Raw genomic sequence first — 20,251 nt, forward strand, 5'->3', positions numbered from 1 at the left:
TAAAAAATCAAGGTAAACCCTTGATTTTTTATTCTTCAAATCCACTAATGTACATTTTTTGATATTGCCCATGTTTAGACATTAATTGATTATGTGTGCCCTGTTCTTTTATTTCGCCATTTTCAAGCATTAAAATATTGTCAGCGTTTTTTATAGTGCTTAGTCTGTGAGCAATTATTAAAAGGGTTTTATTTTTACTTAAAACTGAAATAGCTTTTTTAATCTTTATTTCAGTGATTGTATCAATATCACTAGTTGCTTCATCTAAAATTGAAATTGTCTTGCTACTAATCATTGATCTAGTGATTGCTATAAGTTGTTTTTGACCAACACTTAAAACTGATCCATTGTCTTTTAGCTCTGTTTCATAGGCTTTTGGGAATTTTTGAATAAATTCATCTAGCCCCACTTGCTTAGAAATATCAATTAATTGTTCATCTGAAATTTCTGGTCTTACACAGGTTAAATTATTTTTAATTGTGTCCTTAAATAAATATGTTTCCTGCTGAATAACATCAATATTATTTCTTCAACTTTTTTCATTTGTATCAAAAATTGATTGGCCATTAATTAAAATATCGCCTTTAGTTGGAACATATAATTTTGAAAGCAGTTTTGCAATTGTGCTTTTGCCGCAACCAGTGTGACCTACTAGTGCTAATGTTTTTGTTGGCTCTATTTTAAATGAAATATCTTTTAAGACATATTTATCAGGATTAGAAGGATAAGCAAATCATACATTTTTAAATTCAATTGTGCCGTCGCCATCTTTTAAGTTTGATAGCTTTGATTCATCAACTGAAGGCATTAAATCAAGCAGTTTTTTAACACGCACAACTGAACCTAAGCCTAATTGTAAGTTTGAAACAATTTCTAAAATTTCCCCTAATTTATCACTAATTGTAAAAACATAAATTGAAATTGACAGTATAGCTCCACTAGTTATATTGTCTCTACCAGGCATTGATAATCAATTATTTTTAAGTAAAACAGTTATACCGACAATTATTAATAAATTAAGTATCTTACTGAAGTAAAATCAAGGATATAACCAGGCAATTCTGACTGAAATAGCTGTGCTAGTTTTTAGCAAAACTTTATTAATTTTGTCAAAGTCTTTTGCAACAGTTTCTTGTTTGTTATTTATTCTTATTATAGGTAATGCATCGATTATTTCTTCTAAGTAGGCATTAAAATTACCTAAATTTTGCTGCTTAGAAACAAAATATTTTTGGTTTTTAATAATAATGACTAAAACAGGAATAAAGTTAATTGGAATAATAAATAAAGCAATAAGTGCAGTTATAAATGAGTATGAAATTAAAATACCAAAAGTAATTAATAGCGTGAATGCTACTGTAATAATGTTGCTTATAACATCAATCATAGATTGCACAACGTTTTGAATATCATTAGTAACAGTTGACATTAAGTCACCTGTTTTTTCATTCTCGAAATAACTTAGGGGCATGATTTGAAGCTTTTTATAAATGTTTACTCTAATACGAGAACCTATTTTGACACTAGCTCTATTAACTATTAAATATTGTGTAATTAAAATTAATTTCTGTAGTAAGTAAACAAAGGCTAAAAGTACTATAAATCAGGCAAATTGGGATGTATTAAATGTCGCAGGATCAAACAAATCTATTTTAAAAAAGTGATCAATTATGTATCCTAAAAGTCATACGCCGCCTGTGATAAAACCAGCTAATAAAAGTCCTAAAAATATAGGCATTCATAAAATTAAACTACTTCCTGAATAGTCCTTAAATAGTTTTATAAATAACTTAAAAGAGTTAGGAGCTTTCGGCTTATTTACCTGTTTTACAGTACTTTTAGACATTTTGCACCTCTTTTTCCTGGCTATCATAAATACTTTTATAGATTGTATTAGTATTTAATAAATCATTATGTTTTCCGATTGCAGAAATATGGCCATTGTCCATAACAATTATTTTGTCACAGTCTTTTATTGAGCTAACTCTTTGAGAAATTATTATGGTTGTATTATTAGAAATTTTGCCTAAATTTTCCCTTACTAATTTGTCAGTTTGATTATCTAATGCACTTGTTGCATCATCCAAAATAAGTATTTTTGGACTTTTGATTAGTGCCTGTGCAATTGCTAGCCTTTGTCTTTGTCCGCCACTAAAGTTTTTACCTCTTTGGTAAACCTTATGCTCAACCGAATCATCAAGTTTAAATACAAAATCAGCTTTAGAATTTAATAAAGCATTATTTAAATTCGACTCATTTTCTAAATTAGCGCCAAGCATTACATTTGATTTAATAGTACCACTTAATAATAGTGGCTTTTGAAATACAACTGAAACATTTTTGTAAAAGTCTTGCTGGTCAATGTCATAAATATTTTTATTATCTATTAATATTTCACCACTATTTTTATTAATTTTATACTCACGAGTCAAAAGACGAACTAATGTGCTCTTTCCACTACCTGTTTTTCCGATGATTCCAACTGTTTCATAAGGCTCTATGACAAATGAAACATCTTTTAAAACTAAAGTTTTATCATAGCCAAAATTGACATTTTTAAACTCAATTTTGCCACAAATTGACTGTGAGTTATTGCTATTTTTCGATGTTATTTCACTTTCTATTTTCAATATTTCTAAAATTCTTTTAGCTGAAATATTACTTCTTATAAGTCTGATTGTCATAAAAAGTGATGAAAATATTCCGAAAGAAATAAGTTGCATATATGTAATAAATTGGTAAATGTCACCAACTAATGATTTAATATCAGTATTTACATTTTTGTTAATAATCACTGCTACAATTGAAAAAATCACAACATTACCAAGAAGAATGAATAAGTCAATAGAAGGTCAGTTAATAGCACCATATGTATTTGCTTTTCTTGAAACTTTTTCTAAATTTTTATTAGCTTCATCAAAGCGTAAAAATTGTCTTTGCTCTAGGTTGTATGACTTAATTAAAGAAATATTATTAAAGTCTTCCTTAATTACTTCGTTAACTGAATCAAGCATTATGTTTTCTTTTCTATATAAAGGAAATAGTTTAATAATAGCTACAATTGCAAGTGTAACAATAAAAGGCACAACAAAAGCAATTGAAATTGATAAATACAAATTAGTTAGTAAAGCAAAAATTAAGCCTCAAACTGTGTAAAATGGAAAAACAAATATGTTTCTAAAAATAATATAAAATCCATCTTCTAATTTCTGTACATCATTACTAAAACGAGTTAACAAAGTTGCTGGTGTTATATTTTCAATATTTTTATGTGACAAAGTAAGCAAGTGTTCAAATAATAATTTCCTAGTGTAATATACACCTAAATTTTTAGCTTGCGCAGCTAAAAAGTTAGAAGCATAGGAAATTATTACTAATATAAAGGCTAAAGCAAAAGAAATTCCGATAATTACTCATAAAGCAGTTGCATAAGAAAATGAACCAATTATTCATGAAGATTTAAAAATATAAACACTTACTTCACCATTAATGTTGCTATTAGCTAAGTAAGTTATTAACTGTCTAGTAACTGTAGGGATCAATATGCTTAAAAAAGGATGTAGCGTGCTTAACATAACAGCAAAAAGAGCCATAAGCTTGACTTTTAGTGGAAATTTAGAAAATAATTTCAGCATATTCCCCCAGTAACAAAATCGTAATTTTTAATTACTACATTATAAAGTAATTAGATATTTTATTAATATGTTTGCTAACCAAAAAGTTATAAAAAAGAGTAAAAAATAGGGAAAAATTGTTATTTTTCCCCAGAATAGTCATTAAATAGTTTAGTTTGCTTAGAGCCATCAGAAAAGCCATTTGGATAAAGGAATTTTAGATTTTCTATAAATGAGTTCTTTTGATTTTTGTAAATTGACTTATTGCTTCCGTCAATTAAATTGTAAGCATAAATTGTATTATTAGCAGCCTTAATATCACTTGATTGTAAAAAGGGAGCAATGCCACCAGATCTTAGTAAATCACCATAGTCAACACTAGCTGTCACAGAGTTATAAATTCCCACCATTTGGCCAAATTCATTGTAAGCTAATGAGCCAGAAGCGCCATAATATAGGGACGAAAAGTTAATGCCATATTGAAAACCATATCAACTAGCCATTACTCTATTTCAATAATTATCATTAATAATTGCATTGGAAGGAACACCAACTTTTTCTTCAATATTTCCTGTTGCAAAAGCAAAAGTATCTTTATTTTTTAAACCACTATTATATGAAGATACTGAATCTAAATATCTTTCGCTAGGATTATTTTGCATTCATATAGCAGTATTATTTTGATTTGGATAACCTGCTATATAAATGTCTTTAGCATTTCATAAGTTGTTTTGATTATTTTTATCATATGAAGCTGATACATAATCAGTTGTTTGCATATATTTAGAAATATTTTTGTCTTGATTTGGCAATATTTCTGTTTTTTCTAGTCTGTCAATATAGGCATCTAAACCTTTAATTGCATCATTAACTCAACTTTTAAAAGTCTCATCAGCTTGATCTAAATCAATATCAACTTCAAAGACTGCAAAATCAACTGTAATAGGCACCTTATTTTTGCTATCAAAGTCATCTCAGGCTGATTTATAGTGCTGAATGTTATTAGTGCTTACTTTATATTGCTTGTATTGTGAAGCAGATTCATTAAGCCCACTTTGAATGTTTTTTATTGCTTCATCATTCATGAAGTCAACAGCAGCAAAGACTAATTTTGGTTCTGAGATAGCATTTGTTTGCTTAGTTGAATTGATGCTACTCAATTTTTCATAGTTTATAAACTTCTGGCTATTAGTAAAATATGAAGCAGGAGATATTCTGTTTGAGCCTGTTTTATTAGGCTTTTGGTCAAAATTAGTAACATCTGAACTCTTGCCTAGTGCAACTGCAACTACTTTATCATTGGTAGGATCATAGTAGTTTAACTTTTCTTGCTTTTCTTTATCAAGTGAGTTACTAAATCTAGATAGAACATGCAAATTAGTGCCAAGAAACAATTTGTATTTATTGTTTGAATTAGTGTATTTATGATAATCAAGCAATCAAGCAGTACCAGCTCCATCACTTAAAAGACCGCCATCAGAAAGCTTTGTTAAATATTTAAGTGAAAAAGTTCTGTCATATAACTCTTTATATAAAACTTTTGAATCAACAACCTTAAATTTTGATGCATGTTCAGGATATTTGTGCTTATTTGCGTTGTTAAACAAGCCAAAAGGAAAATTAGGCAATGCAGGCATTGCCGGAACTTCAGATTCCATCGGAAGCTTATTTATAGGATCTAAAGGCATTTTGCCAGCTTCAATTGTATCTCTTTCAGAATTTAATTTATCAAGATTTTCATTTTTGTTTTTATTTAAAAAGTTATTAGCTTCAATTAGTAATTGTTGCAAGGAGTTAATGTAATTATTTAGTTGATCAGTACTTAAAATATTAATGTCAAATGATTTTAAATTTTGAATGTGTTCATTTATTTTGCTTTTTAAATTTAATGCTTCATGGCTCTCGTTGTTAATTTTTTGACTAGATAAATTAAGCAATTTAAATAATGAATTGACTTTATCAATCAATTCATTATTTGCCTTATTTTCCTGTTTTATAGGCTTATTTGGTGAATCATCACATTTAGCAGAACTTAGCAAAGTTGTAAATGATAATCCCCCCCCTATTAATATAAAAGAAAAAAACTTATTTTTCATTATTTTCTATTAATTTAGTCTATTAAACACAAAATTAATTATTTAACAAACTTTTTAAATTCTGAGTAGCCTTTTTCATCCATTTCTTCGTAAGGAATAAAATCAATTGCAGCACCATTTATGCAGTATCTTTTGCCACCCATGTCTTTTGGGCCATCGTTAAAAACATGACCTAAGTGGTGATCTCCTTGACCTGATCTAACTTCGATTCTTAACATATTGTGTGATGTGTCATCTAAATATTTAACAGTATCTTTAAAAATTGGCTCTGAAAAGCTTGGTCATCCACAGCCAGAGTTAAACTTTGTGCTAGATGAGAAAAGTGGTTCGCCTGTAATTTTTTCAATGTAAATTCCACGACGATATTCATTATTTAAAACTGATGTATGTGGCCTTTCAGTTGCAGAGTTTTTAAGAATATCATAGCTAAGTTGACTAAGTTGTAGTTCATTTCTAACTTGCTTAATAATTTGATAATCATCTTTAGTTAGTGAATAATCTGTATTTAAATTAACATGGCAGTAACCAGTAGGGTTTTTAGTTAAATAGTCTTGATGATATGCTTCTGCATCAATAAAGTGGTTTAAAACTTTCAATTCAACATAAAATTCATTGTATTTTTTTCTTAAGTAGCTAAATAATTTTTCAATTGTTAAATAGTCATTAACATCTTGATAGTAAACACCAGTTCTATATTGAACTCCTACGTCATTGCCTTGCTTATTTAATGAAGTAGGGTCAATAATTTTGAATAAATGCAATACTAATTCTTCTACTGAAATAATTTCTGAATCATAAACTACCTTAACAGTTTCTGCATGTAGTGAGTTCTTTAAGTTGGTATATGTTGCATTTTCATCTTTGCCATTTGCATATCCTACTTGTGTATCTAGAACACCTTTTACCCTTTTAAAATAGGCTTCTACACCTCAAAAACATCCACCAGCTAGATAAATTGTTTTTTGCATAATTAACTCCTTTTTTCTCTTATTTACAATTGAAATATTATAAAGTGGAAATATTTTTTTATTCCAAAAAGAGAACAATAATTTATTTTTCTATAAATACACTTTTACTGATGCATTATCAAATGCTATTTCATAGTCATAATTAGAATCACGCAAATACTCCTCAATATTTGCCATCAAGGCACCTTGTCCTTTACCTGTGATTATAGCAATATAGTCATAATAAAAATCATCTTCATAAGCATTAGCTAATGATAGTTGCACTTGTGTAAGTGCTTCAGGAATTGTAAATCCATGCAAATCAACTATGTTTGAAAAGTCATTATCATCATAGTAAATAGCAGTATTTTTATTTTTCTTGCTCATAATTTTCCTTTTGACAAACAGGACAATAATAAGTCATTCTTTGCGCAATAAATTCTTGCTGGATGAGTGCACTGCACTTATTGCAAGGTAAGTTTGTACGCATATGAACTTGTAAATAATTTTGGAACTGACCTTCAGCACCATTGAGACCTGAAAAATCAACAATAGTTGAGCCACCTAATTCAGTAGCTTTATCTAAAATTATTTTAGTGTTGCTTAAGATTTCTACAAATTTTTCATATGGTATTTTATTAGTTTTAGTCCATGGACTTATTTTTGATAAAAATAAAATTTCATTAGCATAAATATTGCCTATTCCTAAAATATAACTTTGATCTAACAAAAATGATTTAATAGGGATACTTTTGTTTCTAACTAGGTCATATAAATTTTTAGGATCAATGCTGTCAACTTCTATGCCTAGTTTATTAAGCGGTTTAGTTGAAAACAATTCATTATCATCTTTGATATGGAATGTTCCAAATTGACGAGAATCATTATAAAACAGGAATATTTGGTTGTTTAGTTCAAAAATAATATAGTCATGCTTTCTTGTGTTATTTATGTTGCTGCCTGTAAAATATTTGCCTGTCATTCGTAAGTGACTTATCAAATTTTTATTATTTGTAAGCTTGTAAATAATGTTTTTGCCAACATTATGCACATCAAGTATTTTCTCATTTAACAAGTAGTTTTTAAACTCACTAGGGGTAGCATTTTTGATTAATTTATCAAGTTTAACAATAACATTAGTGATAGTTGAATTTAATACATTGCTTTTAAGTGCTTTAACTACTGTCTTAACTTCTGGCAATTCAGGCATACTTACTTATCTTCCTTATTTAAAATTTTAAACATATTAGATTTATATATTTCAACTCCAGGCTGATCAAATGGATTAACTCCTAGTAAATAAGCACTAATTGCTAACGCTCTCATGAAAAACTGGAATAAATATCCTAGTGCATATTCATCTAACTTTGCAATTTCAATGACAATATTAGGCACTAAGGCAGTCTTTGAATGCGCTTCTAGTGTGCCTTTAAAAGCAGATAAATTAACTTTATGCACTGTTTTACCATCTAAGTAATTAAGTTTGTCAATGTCATTTTTTTCTTTAGAAAGCAAAATGTCATATAAAGGTTCTTTTGATACTAAAATTGTTTCAAATAATATCTTTTTACCGTCTTGAATAATTTGCCCAATCGAGTGTAAATCAGTGCTAAAAGTCGAACCAGTGACTCACAACCCTTTGTTATCTTTTCCTTCACTTTCTGCAAATAATTGTTTTCATCACTCAATGAAAAATGACAATTTTGGCTCATATGAACACATTAATTCTATGTCATATTTTTTGCTTAATGCATGTCTAGCAACTGCATATTTGTATGCTTGATTTTCATTTAGATTTAAATTGTTACAATCATTATTTGCATCTGCAGCACCACTAAGTAGTTTTTCAACATTAATCCCTGCACAAATCAAAGGAAATAGTCCAACAGGAGTAAGTACGCTGAAGCGGCCTCCAACATTATCAGGAATTATTAAAGTTTCATAATTCTTAGCTTTAGCAAGCTCATATAAAACACCTTTTTGAGAATCAGTTGTTGCAACAATATAATCTTTTGCATATTGTGCTCCTACTTGAAACTCTAAAAGCTTTCTAAATTCTCTAAATGCAATTGATGGCTCTATTGTAGTACCACTTTTGGAAATAACATTGATAGCAAATTTTTTGTTTTCAACATACTTAAGTTGTGCAACTAATTGCTCACTGCTTAATGAATTGCCTGCAAAAATTAATTCAATATCAGGGTCAGTCATTTTGTATTTATCAAATACATAGTCATAGGCAGCTTTTGAACCTAAGTAAGAGCCACCTATACCAATAACTACCAGTGTGCTTACCTTTTGCTTTTTTCATACACTAGCAATATCATTCATCTTTTTCATTTCCAAATTATTTATGCTATTAGGTAAATTGATTCAGCCCAATCACTCTTTTTCACTGACCTTTTGGCCAATTATGTCACTGTGTATTTTAGCTACCTGTTCTTGATATTTATTTATCTCGCTAAGATCTAAAGCGTGAGAAATATCAACATTTACATATTTCATGTTAACTCCTGTGGTTAATTAAAAATGGATTTGTATTACTTAGCATACATCTGTATATAAAACTTCAATATAAAAATGCTATTATTGCCCCTAGTGAATACTCGCTATTATCATCAATTGAGATTAAACAATAAGGCATACCAAGAATATTGGTAAGAATTTCTTGAACTCCATTATTAGCGCTTTTTCTAAAATCACTTATTTTTGTAAAAGGATATTGATTTAGTCCATCACTAAAATGAATTTCATCGCTTAATCTGTAATCTATTTTTTCATTTTTTAGTTTATAAAACGAAATGTACATTTTTTGATAATTATCTATTAAAAACTGCCCATATGTGTAAATATCATTTGTAAATGAAGCAATGTATGAGAAAACATTAAATTTATCATAGTAATTATTTTCCATATTTGCCTGTAAAACAAGCAAATTAGACAAAGCATTGCTATCATTGATTATGAAATTATATTTGCTTTTTTTACTAATTAATGACCTAACATATGCATACTGAAAAGCTATATTTTCCTCTAAATTATCAGAAACAAAAGCAGGATACAAATTTTGATAGCCAGAAACTAAGCTCATAATATCACAGCCTTTTAAAAGTAATAAAAACAAGTTGCTTTCAGCAAAAAATGAATAATTTTTAGTCAAAACATTTGGCATTATTAACTTATTTTTTTCATCAATTTCAAAGTCTTGCAATTGAATTTCTAATTTTTGCTTGCAGATCATAAAACACCTTCTTAGTGCTCTATAATATCCGTATTTTTCTTGAATATCATTAATTATAATTTTGATAAGTTCGATAAACGATTCAGAATACAGTGACTGACCGATAAATAAAAATGCAGTTTTATGACTATTAATTATCTCTTGATTTTTTATGTACAGTTTTTGCCAGATTTCAGGCTCTTCATCGCAAAAAAAGCTGTATTTTATTTTTTGATCTTTCAAAATATCGTTTTTATTTAAAAAATCATGTGCTGCTTTAAAATTCTCTTTATCATTTTTCTTGCAAAAAATAATTATGTGTTTGATATTTTTGCTATGAAAAAGATCACTAAAATTGTTTAATTCTTTTAAATTTTGCAAATCAAAATTTAACACAAGTTCATTGAACCCAAATTGTTCAAAAAAATCATTATCTTTCTTTTTAATCTTATTAAATAGCTCAAGAGCATAAAGCAGCATATTTTCATTTTTAAAATCAGGGCTAAAATTAATAAAATCTAAGTTAATAGCTTCCATTATTTATTACTGCTTTCTGATTCACTTAATAATTTAAGCACCGATTCTTTTAATTTATTAAACCCATTTTTAGATTCTTTAATTTTGTTTTTAAAAGGCATACGTGAGTGAAGAGGATGATTTGCTTTGAAATTGCCAATACCAGTTTGCATATCCATATCTATTGATTCAACTACAAAATTTATTTTTTGATTTATTTCAAAAATACTTTCAAGTCGGCTTTTTGTAAAGTCTGTAATTAAATTTAATGGTATAAAAAATTTCATACCATTAAAAGTTCATACAATTATGCCATATGAATTAATATTTTTTACTAAGCCATTCAAAACATCGCCTTTTTTAATCATATAAACATTATATATTATTAAGATTTTATGCATAATTCATTTATGAATTATGTTTAATGATTGCAAAATTAAATTATAAGCTTTTTTTACTAATTAGGCTGTTTTATAGGCAAATAATAAAAGTCGCCTGTGCGACTTTATTACATTATTTTATATTATAAAATGCTTTAATGCCTTCAAATTCAGATTGTTCACCTAGTTCTTCTTCAATAACTAGCAATCTGTTATATTTAGCAATTCTATCTGTTCTAGACATTGAACCTGTTTTGATTTGACCTGTGTTAAATGCAACAGCTAAATCAGCAATAGTTGTGTCTTCAGTTTCACCTGAACGGTGTGAAACAACACAAGCCATATTTGCCTTTTGAGCCTTGTTTATAGCATCCATTGTTTCAGAAAGTGTTCCGATTTGATTAAGTTTGATTAAAATTGCATTCATTGATTTTTGCTCAATAGCTTTTTCTAATAATTTAGGATTTGTCACAGTTAAGTCATCACCTACTATTTGTACTTTGTGGCCATATTTAGCTGTCATTTTAGCAAATCCTTCTCAGTCACTTTCGGCTAGTCCATCTTCAATGGAAATAATTGGATATTTATCAATTAATTTGCCAAAGTATTCAATTAATTCATCACTTGTGTATTCCGACTTAACATCACCTAGGTGTTCAAAACCAGGACGTTTTTCATTAATAGCTTGTTTAAGCTTTTTAAATGTGTATTTTTTAGTTTTTTCATCATAAAGCTCACTACATGCTGAATCTAGTGCAATTGCAATAGCATTTTTACCTTTAGTAGCAGGAGTATAGCCAGCGATTTTAATAGCTTCAACTAAGTAGTCTAAAACTTCTTCATGACTCTTGCAATTTGGCGCAAAACCACCTTCGTCACCAACTTGAGTTCCATAGCCAGCATTTTTAAGTAGTTTAGCTAAGTTATGAAAAACTTTATTAGCCATTTGCAATGCTTGTCTTAATGATTTAGCGCCAACTGGCATAATCATAAATTCTTGAAAATCAACTGTATTAGATGCATGCTCTCCACCGTTTAAAACATTAAGCATAGGTAAAGGAAGAGTGTGTGCATTAGCTCCACCAATATATCTGTATAAAGGCATTTCTAGTTCAGCTGCCGCTGCTCTTGCAACTGCTAATGAAACCCCTAAAATAGCATTAGCACCAAGTTTTGACTTAGTTACTGTGCCATCTAAATCAATCATTATTTTGTCAATTTCTCTTTGATTAAAAACTGATAAACCTTCTAGTTCTAGTGCTATTATTTCATTGACATTATCAACAGCTGTCATAACACCTTTGCCACCAAATCAGTTATTTTCGTATTTTGTGCCTTTGTCTCTTAATTCTAGTGCTTCTCTGCTTCCAGTGCTTGCACCTGAAGGTACATTTGCAACACCTGTAGTTCCATAATCTGTAGTAACTTCCACTTGAATTGTTGGATTGCCACGTGAATCTAGTATTTCACGAGCTAAAATTCTCTCTATAATAGGCATTATTTCCCCCAAAATAAAATATATTTTTATTATATAACATTTAAAACACTCTGAACTTGCCTAGGGTAGTGCTAAATCATAAATATGGAAATATAAACATATATAAATCTAAGTTTATATGTCTTAAAACCACTATAAAACAGTGCTTTTAGGAAAATTAGCTATAAAATGAATTGGCTTGATAATAAACAAGATGTTTTAATAGCATTATTTTTAGTGCTCAAATATGATTTTGGCGCCTTGCAATATTTTTAAAATTTTGTTATTTTTTGTTAAAATTTCAATACTATTTTATTATGTATTAGCATTAAAAGTTTGGATAGGACATGGATGAAAGGCCATGCTGAGGTAGGTTTTAGCGCTAAAATTACTCAATATTTTTACGAAAGGATTTTAATATGGCAAAACTAGATTTTGACCGTAGCAAAGAACACGTTAATATTGGAACCATTGGCCACGTTGACCATGGTAAAACAACTTTAACTGCTGCTATTGCGACAGTATTAGCTAAAAAAGGTTTATCAGAAGCTAAATCATATGATGCAATCGATAATGCACCTGAAGAAAAAGCTCGTGGTATAACAATTAATACATCACACATTGAATATAATACAGAAAAACGTCACTATGCACACGTTGACTGTCCTGGTCACGCTGACTACATTAAGAACATGATTACTGGTGCTGCTCAAATGGATGGTTCAATCCTTGTTGTTGCTGCAACAGACGGTGCAATGCCTCAAACAAAAGAACACGTTCTACTTGCAAAACAAGTTGGTGTTCCAAAAATGGTTGTTTTCTTAAACAAATGTGACATGATCAAGCCTGAAGATGCAGAAATGATCGACCTTGTTGAAATGGAAGTTCGTGAATTACTTACAAAATATGGCTTTGATGGTGACAACACTCCATTCGTGCGTGGTTCAGCTTTACAAGCTTTACAAGGTAAACCAGAATACGAAGAAAACATTCTAGAATTAATGAATGCAGTTGACACATGAATCGAAACTCCTGTTAAAGACTTTGAAAAACCATTCTTAATGGCAGTTGAAGACGTTTTCACAATTTCAGGTCGTGGTACAGTTGCTACAGGTCGTGTTGAACGTGGTAGATTAAGCTTAAACGAAGAAGTTGAAATCGTAGGTCTTAAACCAACAAAGAAAACTGTTGTTACAGGTATTGAAATGTTCAGAAAGAACTTAAAAGAAGCTCAAGCTGGTGACAACGCAGGTTTATTACTTCGTGGTGTTGAAAGATCAGCTATTGAACGTGGACAAGTTCTTGCTAAACCAGGTTCTATTGTTCCTCACGCTGAATTCGAAGCTGCTATTTATGCACTTACAAAAGAAGAAGGTGGTCGTCACACTCCATTCTTTGTTAACTATAAACCACAATTCTACTTCCGTACAACAGACGTTACAGGTGGTCTAGAATTTGAAAAAGGTCGTGAATTCGTTCAACCAGGTGAAAACGTTAACTTAAAAGTTAAACTTATTGCACCTATTGCAGTTGAAGAAGGAACAAAGTTCTCAATCCGTGAAGGTGGTAGAACAGTTGGTTATGGTTCTGTAACCAAAATTCTTAAATAATTTATTTACATAATAAATTAGGCTGTTTTATAGGCATATAGGTTTATTTCATAAATCATAAAAAGGAATTACTCAACCTATAAAAACAAGAAAAAGCAAAGGCTTCTTTGCTTTTTTTGTTCTTTTTTTGTACTTTATATATTTATAAAACTATAATTTAAACACACATATTAAAGAGATTTATAAAAGGTAAATATGCAGCCAAGCAAAATTTTTGTTACAAAAGAAAATCAAAGTCTTAGTGAAGTAGCTAATTTTATTTTAAATAACTTAACCAAAAGTAAATTATTACTTTTAAATGGAGAATTAGGCGCTGGTAAGACCACATTATTAAAAGAAATAGCTAAAATAATTGGTATAAAAGAACCTATTACTTCACCAACTTTTAACTATATGAAAACCTATAATGGACTAGTGCATATTGATGCATATCATCTTAGCGGTGAGATTGATGAATTTATTGACTATGCTAACGAGAATGATATTATTGCAATAGAATGGCCTTCTAAAATAATTCATTACTATTCAAATTATGTAAGTATTGACATTGTTTTAGATGAACATAATAATCATATTTTTACTATAAAGGTGGTAAAGTAATGAAATTATATTTAGATACAGCTAACGATGATTTTGTTTTAGCGGCCTTTGATGATAACTTTAACCTAAAGTATTCTAAAGTTTTGCAAAAGTATCAGAAAAAAGTTGAATTAATACCACTAAGTGTTACTGAAATGCTTGATGAATTGAATGCTAAAATTAGTGATTTTGATGAATTTTATACAAATTTAGGCCCTGGTTACTTTACTGGAGTAAGAATCTCTTTAGTTTATTTAAGAACAATTGCCACAATCAAAAAAATTAAAATTTTTACAATTAGCACAATGCAAATTTTAAGTCACCAAAACAAGAATAAAAATGCATTTTATATAAATGCAAAAGGCGAAAAGTATTTTGAATATATAGCAACCAAAGCACAATTTGATCCTAACCAAATAACCTGTAAAACAGGCATAAAAGAAAATTATGACAGTGTAAATTATGAAGAATTTTTAAATAATTTTAAAAATTACAAGCAATTATTTGCTGGCTATGATGATTTAAATAAAATTGAACCTTATTACATAAAAATGCCACAGATAGGAGTTAAAAAATAACATGAAAATATTAGGAATTGAAACTAGTCATGATGACACTTCTATTGCTATTTTAGAAAATAATAAGGTAGTTGCTCTAGAAACAATTAGTCAAGTTGATATTTTTAAGGAATTTGGCGGCACAATTCCTGAAATATCATCAAGAGAGCATGTGAAAAACATAAATTTAATTTTAGAAATATTGCTAAAAAAACATGATTTATCTACTATAGATTATGTTGCTTATACTAAAGAGCCAGGATTAGTTGGAACGTTACAAATAGGATATTTGTTTGCTAATGCAGTTTCATTAGCTTACAATAAGCCAATAATTCCTATTAATCATCTAGCTGGGCACTTTTATTCATGCTCAATAGACAATGAAATAAAATATCCATCATTATGTTTGTTAGTTTCAGGTGGCCATACTCAATTAATGCTCATTAATAATCCAAATGATTTTCAAATAATAGGACAAACATTAGATGATGCTGTTGGTGAGGCTTTTGATAAAGTTAGTTCAAAATTACAATTAGGATTTCCAGGTGGACCAATTATTGATAAAATTTATAAAAACTATAATGGTGAATTTATTAAATTTACTGAGCCTAATGCCCCTGGCGAATATAATTTTTCATTTAGTGGGCTTAAGTCACAAGTTATAAATTACTATCATAATAAAATGCAGAAAAATGAAGCAGTTGATATTAAGCAAATAGCTGCTAGCTTTCAAGATTGTGCAGTTAGCTATTTAATTAATCAAACTAAAAAAGCTTTTGAAAAATACAATGTTAAGTCATTAGTGTTAGCTGGCGGAGTTAGTGCTAATAGTGAGCTTAGAAAAAGATTTTTAGAAATCAGTAATATTGCCATAATCCCTGATTTAAAGTACGCAACGGATAATGGAGCAATGATTGCTGCATGTGCTTATCAAATGCTAAAATACAATAAATAAAAGCATTTTGTAGAAATAAAAATATGAAATTGAAATCAAAATTAGTTATACCCTTAGCTTTTAGTACACTTCCAACTTTTATAGCAGCATCATGCGAAAGTAATGATGATATTTTTAATTTAAATGCAAATAATGATGTTAAGGCAAGTGATATCTTTTATAAAACATTTTTGTCACAGTTAAAATCTTATACTTTACATTCATTACTCAATGACTTGCAAAAAGGAAATATTTCATTAAATTTACCTGAAAAAGTTGATGAATTTGCCTTAAACAAAGGCAAAAATGACATTATTTTTAAATATAAAAACAAGAAATATTCATTAAAAAATTCAGTGGACAAAATTAAAAATTTTAACTTTGATGAGATTTTAAAACCTTTTACATATGAAAAAGAAAATGGTAAATATGTTGTTAAAAGAGCTGATAAAATCGATAACATCAGTGACATTAGCATTCTTTATAAGTTGAAATCGGAGAACAAAATAAAGTATTCTGATTATTTTGAATACAAAAGAGAAATTTTCCAAAATTACTATAAAAAAGGCATATTGGATGATCTTAGTATTCCTGATTTACAATATATGTTACAAAGTGCATTAATTAATAAAAGTCTGCAATATTCTGAACAAACATTAGCAAACAACATTCGAATCAAGGCTTTCTATAAGTCGGAATTCCAACAAAAAATACTTGAAAAAAGACTTTCTGATGAATTGCAAATTTATAATTTTCAATCAAATGGATTAGTTTTTGATCATGTTAAATTTAATAATCTTAAGCTTGAAAATAACGTAATAACCTTAAATATAGACTTATTAGACAATCAAAATAATTCACTTTTAAACGAAAATCAGAAAAAAGAAAAATTTAAATTATCTAATTTTTCTAAAGGGCAAAGCGATACTTATTTTGATTTAAAGACTAAAAGCAAATTAACAATTGATTATGATGAAGTTAAATTTAATGAACTAGTTAATAATCCTGAGATAAAATTTAAACCTAACCCTTTAGGCTATAAAAATATTGATGATTTAATGCATCCTACAAAAGAATATGAATCTTACAATTTAAATAATACAGCTATGATTCTTGATGAATTAAAAGATGACTTACTCATAAGCAAGATCCCTGACCAATTTACCTTTAAAATAGGCAAATTCGAAAAAACAAAACTATTAAATAATTCATTTGCTATTGGTAAATTAGTTCTAGAAGAAACAAAAACTAAGCAAAAATACAACTGGTATTCAATTGATTTTACACCACATAAGCACATATTTACAAATGGCTTATATTTAAAAAATGAATTAGGCTCAATACATAAAACAAAAGATTCATATTTTAGCTACTTAGTTAACGATAATAATTTTGATTCTGAAGGAATTTTAAAGATCCAACAAGGAATAAAAGCTAATGATTTTATGGAAAATTCATTTAATGACATAGCTAATTTTTTGATCTATCAGCATAAAGGTAATTTATTACTTTGACAAAATAATTCAATGTCAAATTTACCAGTTTTAGAAGTTCTAAAACACAGAAATTTTTATGAAAAATGACTATCAATAATCTTTTCACAATACACGCTTTTATATAACATTAATAATGATTCATCTGATGATGGTTTAATAAAAAAAGTTGAAGTAAAACTTATTGATTCTAACAAATATGAAGCATCTAAAAATGGATTGGGCACTATTCCAATTTCAATTAATTTTATCAATCACAAAAATGAAAAGATGCTTTTAAAAGATTATAAATTTAATTTAACAGGCTTTAAAGGATATGATAAAAGCATAATTGAATCTAAAAAAGCTGAACTAAAAGACGAGTATAAAAGTTCGCTGCCACTTAAAAATAAGACCCTGCCATATTTAATAAAAGTTAAATAAAAACTTGTTGCACTAAATTCCAACAAGTTTTTATTTTTATACTTTCAATCCTGTTTTATAGTCTTAAAAGACTATTTTTTAATTTCATTATTTAGCTCTTCACAAAGCTTTTTGGCATAGTCTCCCACAACTATTGAGACATTATTTGATGAAATCATTAGACCACTAACATATTTTAATTGCTCTAATTTATCTTTTTGTACAGCAGCTTTATCATTAATAAGTACTTTTATTCTTGAAATAGTGTTTGAAGCACTTATAATGTTGTTTTTGCCCCCTAGTAAATTAACTAATTCAAGTGTATCCATGCTTGAATCAAGTTTATTAATTTCGCCTTTTTTTAGTTTTTTGACTTTATTATTTTTGATGCGTCAATATAGCCAGCAAAAGCCTAATGTAAATATTGTTAGCATTGCTATTTTTCATTTATCACCTGTTGTCATAACTTAATCCTTATGGAAATATTGTACATTAATATTTATGTTATTTTTAGCTTTGATTTAAAGTATGAATCTAATCTTTTAGCGCATTAATTGGTACAACAAAAACACCATCATCCCTTTTGTATGCTAAGTTTCCAAAGCCAACAATTATGCACTTTAAAACAGGCTCACTTGCACCATTAGCTACCATATTGTTTATTGTTTTATTTAACTTTTTAGCAGTTTCATCAACAACATTAGAACCTAGCTTGATTTCAATAGCACATCAATCGCCGCCGCTAAGTTCAATAATTATATCTATTTCATTGCCTTTATAATCTTGATAATGATAAACCTCGGCATCATTTGCTCTAGCATATATTTTTAGATCCCTTACAACTAATGATTCAAACAAAATGCCGTATAAATTTACATCTTTGGTCAATTTTTCAGCAGTTAAATTTAGCAAAGCACAAGCTAATGAAGGGTCACTAAAATAACGCTTTTCTAATTGTTTGACTCTTAATGATGAGCGATAATTAGGAGCAAATGGTTCTAGGTTGTCAAATAAAAACATTTTATTTAAAAATTCTAAATACTTGGATAATGTTGGTCTTGATATATTCTCTGGTTCATTTTGTGAAATGTCAGAAATTATTGATCGCTCAGAAACAGTAGTAGAAACATTTCGTGCTAATGATTTTAAAATTAGTTTTATTTTGTCATAGTCAAATTTATTGCCAGATTCATCAACTAATTCTTGACTTAAAATTGCATTAATATACTGCTTAGCAACTAAGTGAGAATCTTTTAACGGAGCATCAATGCCACCTGGCCACCCGCCTCTTATAATTAAATGAGCTAGCCTGTCAAAACTTAGTTCTTCAACATATTGCGACATAAAATTATGATTTTCAGTGCATAATTTTTGTAGTGAAACTATGCCAGATGAATCTCCTGATTCATATAAACTCATTGTATTCATTCTAAGTCTACTAATTCTGCCAGCACCACTGTGCAAAATGCCTTTATACTTCGGAGTAGAGGAACCAGTGAGTATAAATAAACCATTTTCACCAATTTCATCAACCTTTGCTCTTACTGCATCTCAAATAGCAGGCGCTTCCTGCCATTCATCTATCATTCTAGGATTCTTGCCTATTAGGACTGATGAAGGATTTATATTAGCCAACTGCCTATTTGCAAAATTGTTGTATGGATTACCTACCAAAAACTCGCTTTTAGATGCATGTCTAGAAGTTCATGTTTTGCCACACCATTTTGGTCCTTCTATGCAAATTGCACCTGTAATTTTTAAATAGCGACTAATTACTTTATCAATGATTCTAGGTTTATATATTTTCTTGTTCATAATGCTCCATAATGATTAACAATTTACCAAATTTTACTAAAAAACTTTACCAATTTTTATAAAAATATTTTACCAAATTTTGATATATCTACTTAATCATAGAGTAATCAATGCAACATAATCCATACTTTTTAAACCGCAAGACGATGAGACTGAATTATTTGATGATAAACTATATTGTCGCTCTGTTACAAAATTATTAATAACCCCATTAAATACCAACTTACATAATCAAATAATATTTGAGTTAAGAAATACATCTGATCCTAAAAAGAAACTAATAGATAATTCAATTAATCCATTATCTAATTCTATAAATAACCCTGATGGCGGAGGTCAAACTTGATCCTAATGATCCAAGTACTCTTAGCAAGGTTGCAAGCTATGCAGACTGAACAGTTGGAGCTATTTCAACATTAGGGCTAATATCAGGAGCTGTATTTGGAGTTAGAAACTATCTAAACAAGAAAAGCTTTAAGGCCGGAAAGAGCAGTGCTATTAAGAAGAAAAAGAAAAAGCAAAAACCTATTAGAATTTACAAAGATAATTAAAGTAAAAAAGCCAAGTTATAACAACCTGGTTTTTCTATTCTAATTACTGGCTAATTAGTT

The 20,251-nt window shown here is 28.7% G+C and carries 17 protein-coding genes and 1 pseudogene; 6 read left to right on the plus strand and 12 right to left on the minus strand.

All coding sequences use genetic code 4. The features are described from left to right. Positions 1-28: 28 nt before the first annotated feature. From MAGB_RS03815 to eno, 10 genes are all read right to left on the minus strand, one after another. Positions 29-1,846, minus strand: coding sequence for an ABC transporter ATP-binding protein (locus tag MAGB_RS03815; protein WP_004024466.1), 1,818 nt, complete (start codon positions 1,844-1,846; stop codon positions 29-31). Then, positions 1,839-3,635 carry an ABC transporter ATP-binding protein gene (locus tag MAGB_RS03820; RefSeq protein WP_004024467.1) on the minus strand — a complete coding sequence of 599 codons (1,797 nt, stop codon included), beginning with the start codon at positions 3,633-3,635 and terminating at the stop codon, positions 1,839-1,841. The genes MAGB_RS03815 and MAGB_RS03820 overlap by 8 nt, the downstream gene beginning before the upstream one ends. A gap of 119 nt (positions 3,636-3,754) precedes the next feature. Further along, entirely contained in the window at positions 3,755-5,710 is a 1,956-nt protein-coding gene (locus tag MAGB_RS03825; protein WP_004024468.1) for an MIP family Ig-specific serine endopeptidase, read from the minus strand. 38 nt (positions 5,711-5,748) lie between these two features. Next, positions 5,749-6,678: a peptide-methionine (R)-S-oxide reductase MsrB gene (gene msrB / locus MAGB_RS04675; protein ID WP_004024469.1), complete on the minus strand. Its 930-nt coding sequence runs from the start codon at positions 6,676-6,678 to the stop codon at positions 5,749-5,751. Positions 6,679-6,768: 90 nt separating this feature from the next. Beyond that, complete coding sequence (locus MAGB_RS03835) at positions 6,769-7,044, minus strand: Smr/MutS family protein (RefSeq protein ID WP_004024470.1); 276 nt, start codon at positions 7,042-7,044, stop codon at positions 6,769-6,771. Continuing rightward, the gene (gene mutM / locus MAGB_RS03840) at positions 7,028-7,867 is read right to left on the minus strand and encodes a bifunctional DNA-formamidopyrimidine glycosylase/DNA-(apurinic or apyrimidinic site) lyase (protein ID WP_004024471.1); all 840 of its coding nucleotides are present in this window, start codon (positions 7,865-7,867) and stop codon (positions 7,028-7,030) included. The genes MAGB_RS03835 and mutM overlap by 17 nt, the downstream gene beginning before the upstream one ends. Positions 7,868-7,869: 2 nt before the next feature. Beyond that, positions 7,870-9,162 (minus strand): glucose-6-phosphate isomerase, encoded by a 1,293-nt coding sequence (locus tag MAGB_RS03845; protein ID WP_004024472.1) that lies wholly within the window; start codon positions 9,160-9,162, stop codon positions 7,870-7,872. A gap of 1 nt (position 9,163) precedes the next feature. Then, positions 9,164-10,414: a hypothetical protein gene (locus MAGB_RS03850; protein ID WP_004024473.1), complete on the minus strand. Its 1,251-nt coding sequence runs from the start codon at positions 10,412-10,414 to the stop codon at positions 9,164-9,166. Continuing rightward, positions 10,414-10,761 (minus strand): S1 RNA-binding domain-containing protein, encoded by a 348-nt coding sequence (locus MAGB_RS03855; protein ID WP_004024474.1) that lies wholly within the window; start codon positions 10,759-10,761, stop codon positions 10,414-10,416. The genes MAGB_RS03850 and MAGB_RS03855 overlap by 1 nt, the downstream gene beginning before the upstream one ends. A 145-nt stretch (positions 10,762-10,906) precedes the next feature. Then, positions 10,907-12,271 carry a phosphopyruvate hydratase gene (gene eno, locus MAGB_RS03860; RefSeq protein ID WP_004024475.1) on the minus strand — a complete coding sequence of 455 codons (1,365 nt, stop codon included), beginning with the start codon at positions 12,269-12,271 and terminating at the stop codon, positions 10,907-10,909. 398 nt (positions 12,272-12,669) lie between these two features. On the opposite strand from eno, the gene tuf reads away from it, so the two are divergent. The 5 genes from tuf (at position 12,670) to MAGB_RS03885 (ending at position 17,846) form a co-directional block, all read left to right on the plus strand. Further along, positions 12,670-13,860 (plus strand): elongation factor Tu, encoded by a 1,191-nt coding sequence (gene tuf, locus MAGB_RS03865; RefSeq protein ID WP_004024476.1) that lies wholly within the window; start codon positions 12,670-12,672, stop codon positions 13,858-13,860. A 195-nt stretch (positions 13,861-14,055) separates the two neighbouring features. Further along, positions 14,056-14,460, plus strand: coding sequence for a tRNA (adenosine(37)-N6)-threonylcarbamoyltransferase complex ATPase subunit type 1 TsaE (gene tsaE / locus MAGB_RS03870; RefSeq protein ID WP_004024477.1), 405 nt, complete (start codon positions 14,056-14,058; stop codon positions 14,458-14,460). Then, complete coding sequence (gene tsaB, locus MAGB_RS03875) at positions 14,460-15,017, plus strand: tRNA (adenosine(37)-N6)-threonylcarbamoyltransferase complex dimerization subunit type 1 TsaB (protein WP_004024478.1); 558 nt, start codon at positions 14,460-14,462, stop codon at positions 15,015-15,017. Before tsaE ends, tsaB begins: the two co-directional genes overlap by 1 nt. A 1-nt stretch (position 15,018) precedes the next feature. Next, the gene (gene tsaD, locus MAGB_RS03880; RefSeq protein ID WP_004024479.1) at positions 15,019-15,951 is read left to right on the plus strand and encodes a tRNA (adenosine(37)-N6)-threonylcarbamoyltransferase complex transferase subunit TsaD; all 933 of its coding nucleotides are present in this window, start codon (positions 15,019-15,021) and stop codon (positions 15,949-15,951) included. A gap of 23 nt (positions 15,952-15,974) precedes the next feature. After that, positions 15,975-17,846 (plus strand): MAG3240 family lipoprotein, encoded by a 1,872-nt coding sequence (locus MAGB_RS03885; RefSeq protein ID WP_004024480.1) that lies wholly within the window; start codon positions 15,975-15,977, stop codon positions 17,844-17,846. 71 nt (positions 17,847-17,917) lie between these two features. Here MAGB_RS03885 and MAGB_RS03890 read toward each other — a convergent pair whose 3' ends face one another. Both MAGB_RS03890 and MAGB_RS03895 read right to left on the minus strand, forming a co-directional pair. Continuing rightward, the gene (locus MAGB_RS03890; protein WP_004024481.1) at positions 17,918-18,289 is read right to left on the minus strand and encodes a PTS transporter subunit EIIB; all 372 of its coding nucleotides are present in this window, start codon (positions 18,287-18,289) and stop codon (positions 17,918-17,920) included. Positions 18,290-18,359: 70 nt separating this feature from the next. Further along, entirely contained in the window at positions 18,360-19,640 is a 1,281-nt protein-coding gene (locus MAGB_RS03895; RefSeq protein ID WP_004024482.1) for an ATP-binding protein, read from the minus strand. A 359-nt stretch (positions 19,641-19,999) separates the two neighbouring features. Here MAGB_RS03895 and MAGB_RS03900 point away from each other — a divergent pair. Then, positions 20,000-20,191 (plus strand): annotated as a pseudogene (locus MAGB_RS03900) (hypothetical protein); the annotation flags it as partial. Between the last annotated feature and the right edge of the window lie 60 nt (positions 20,192-20,251).

Origin of the sequence: Mycoplasmopsis agalactiae 14628 (assembly GCF_000266865.1) — a bacterium.
In the GTDB taxonomy this organism is placed as follows: Bacteria; Bacillota_I; Bacilli_A; order Mycoplasmatales; family Metamycoplasmataceae; genus Mycoplasmopsis; species Mycoplasmopsis agalactiae_A.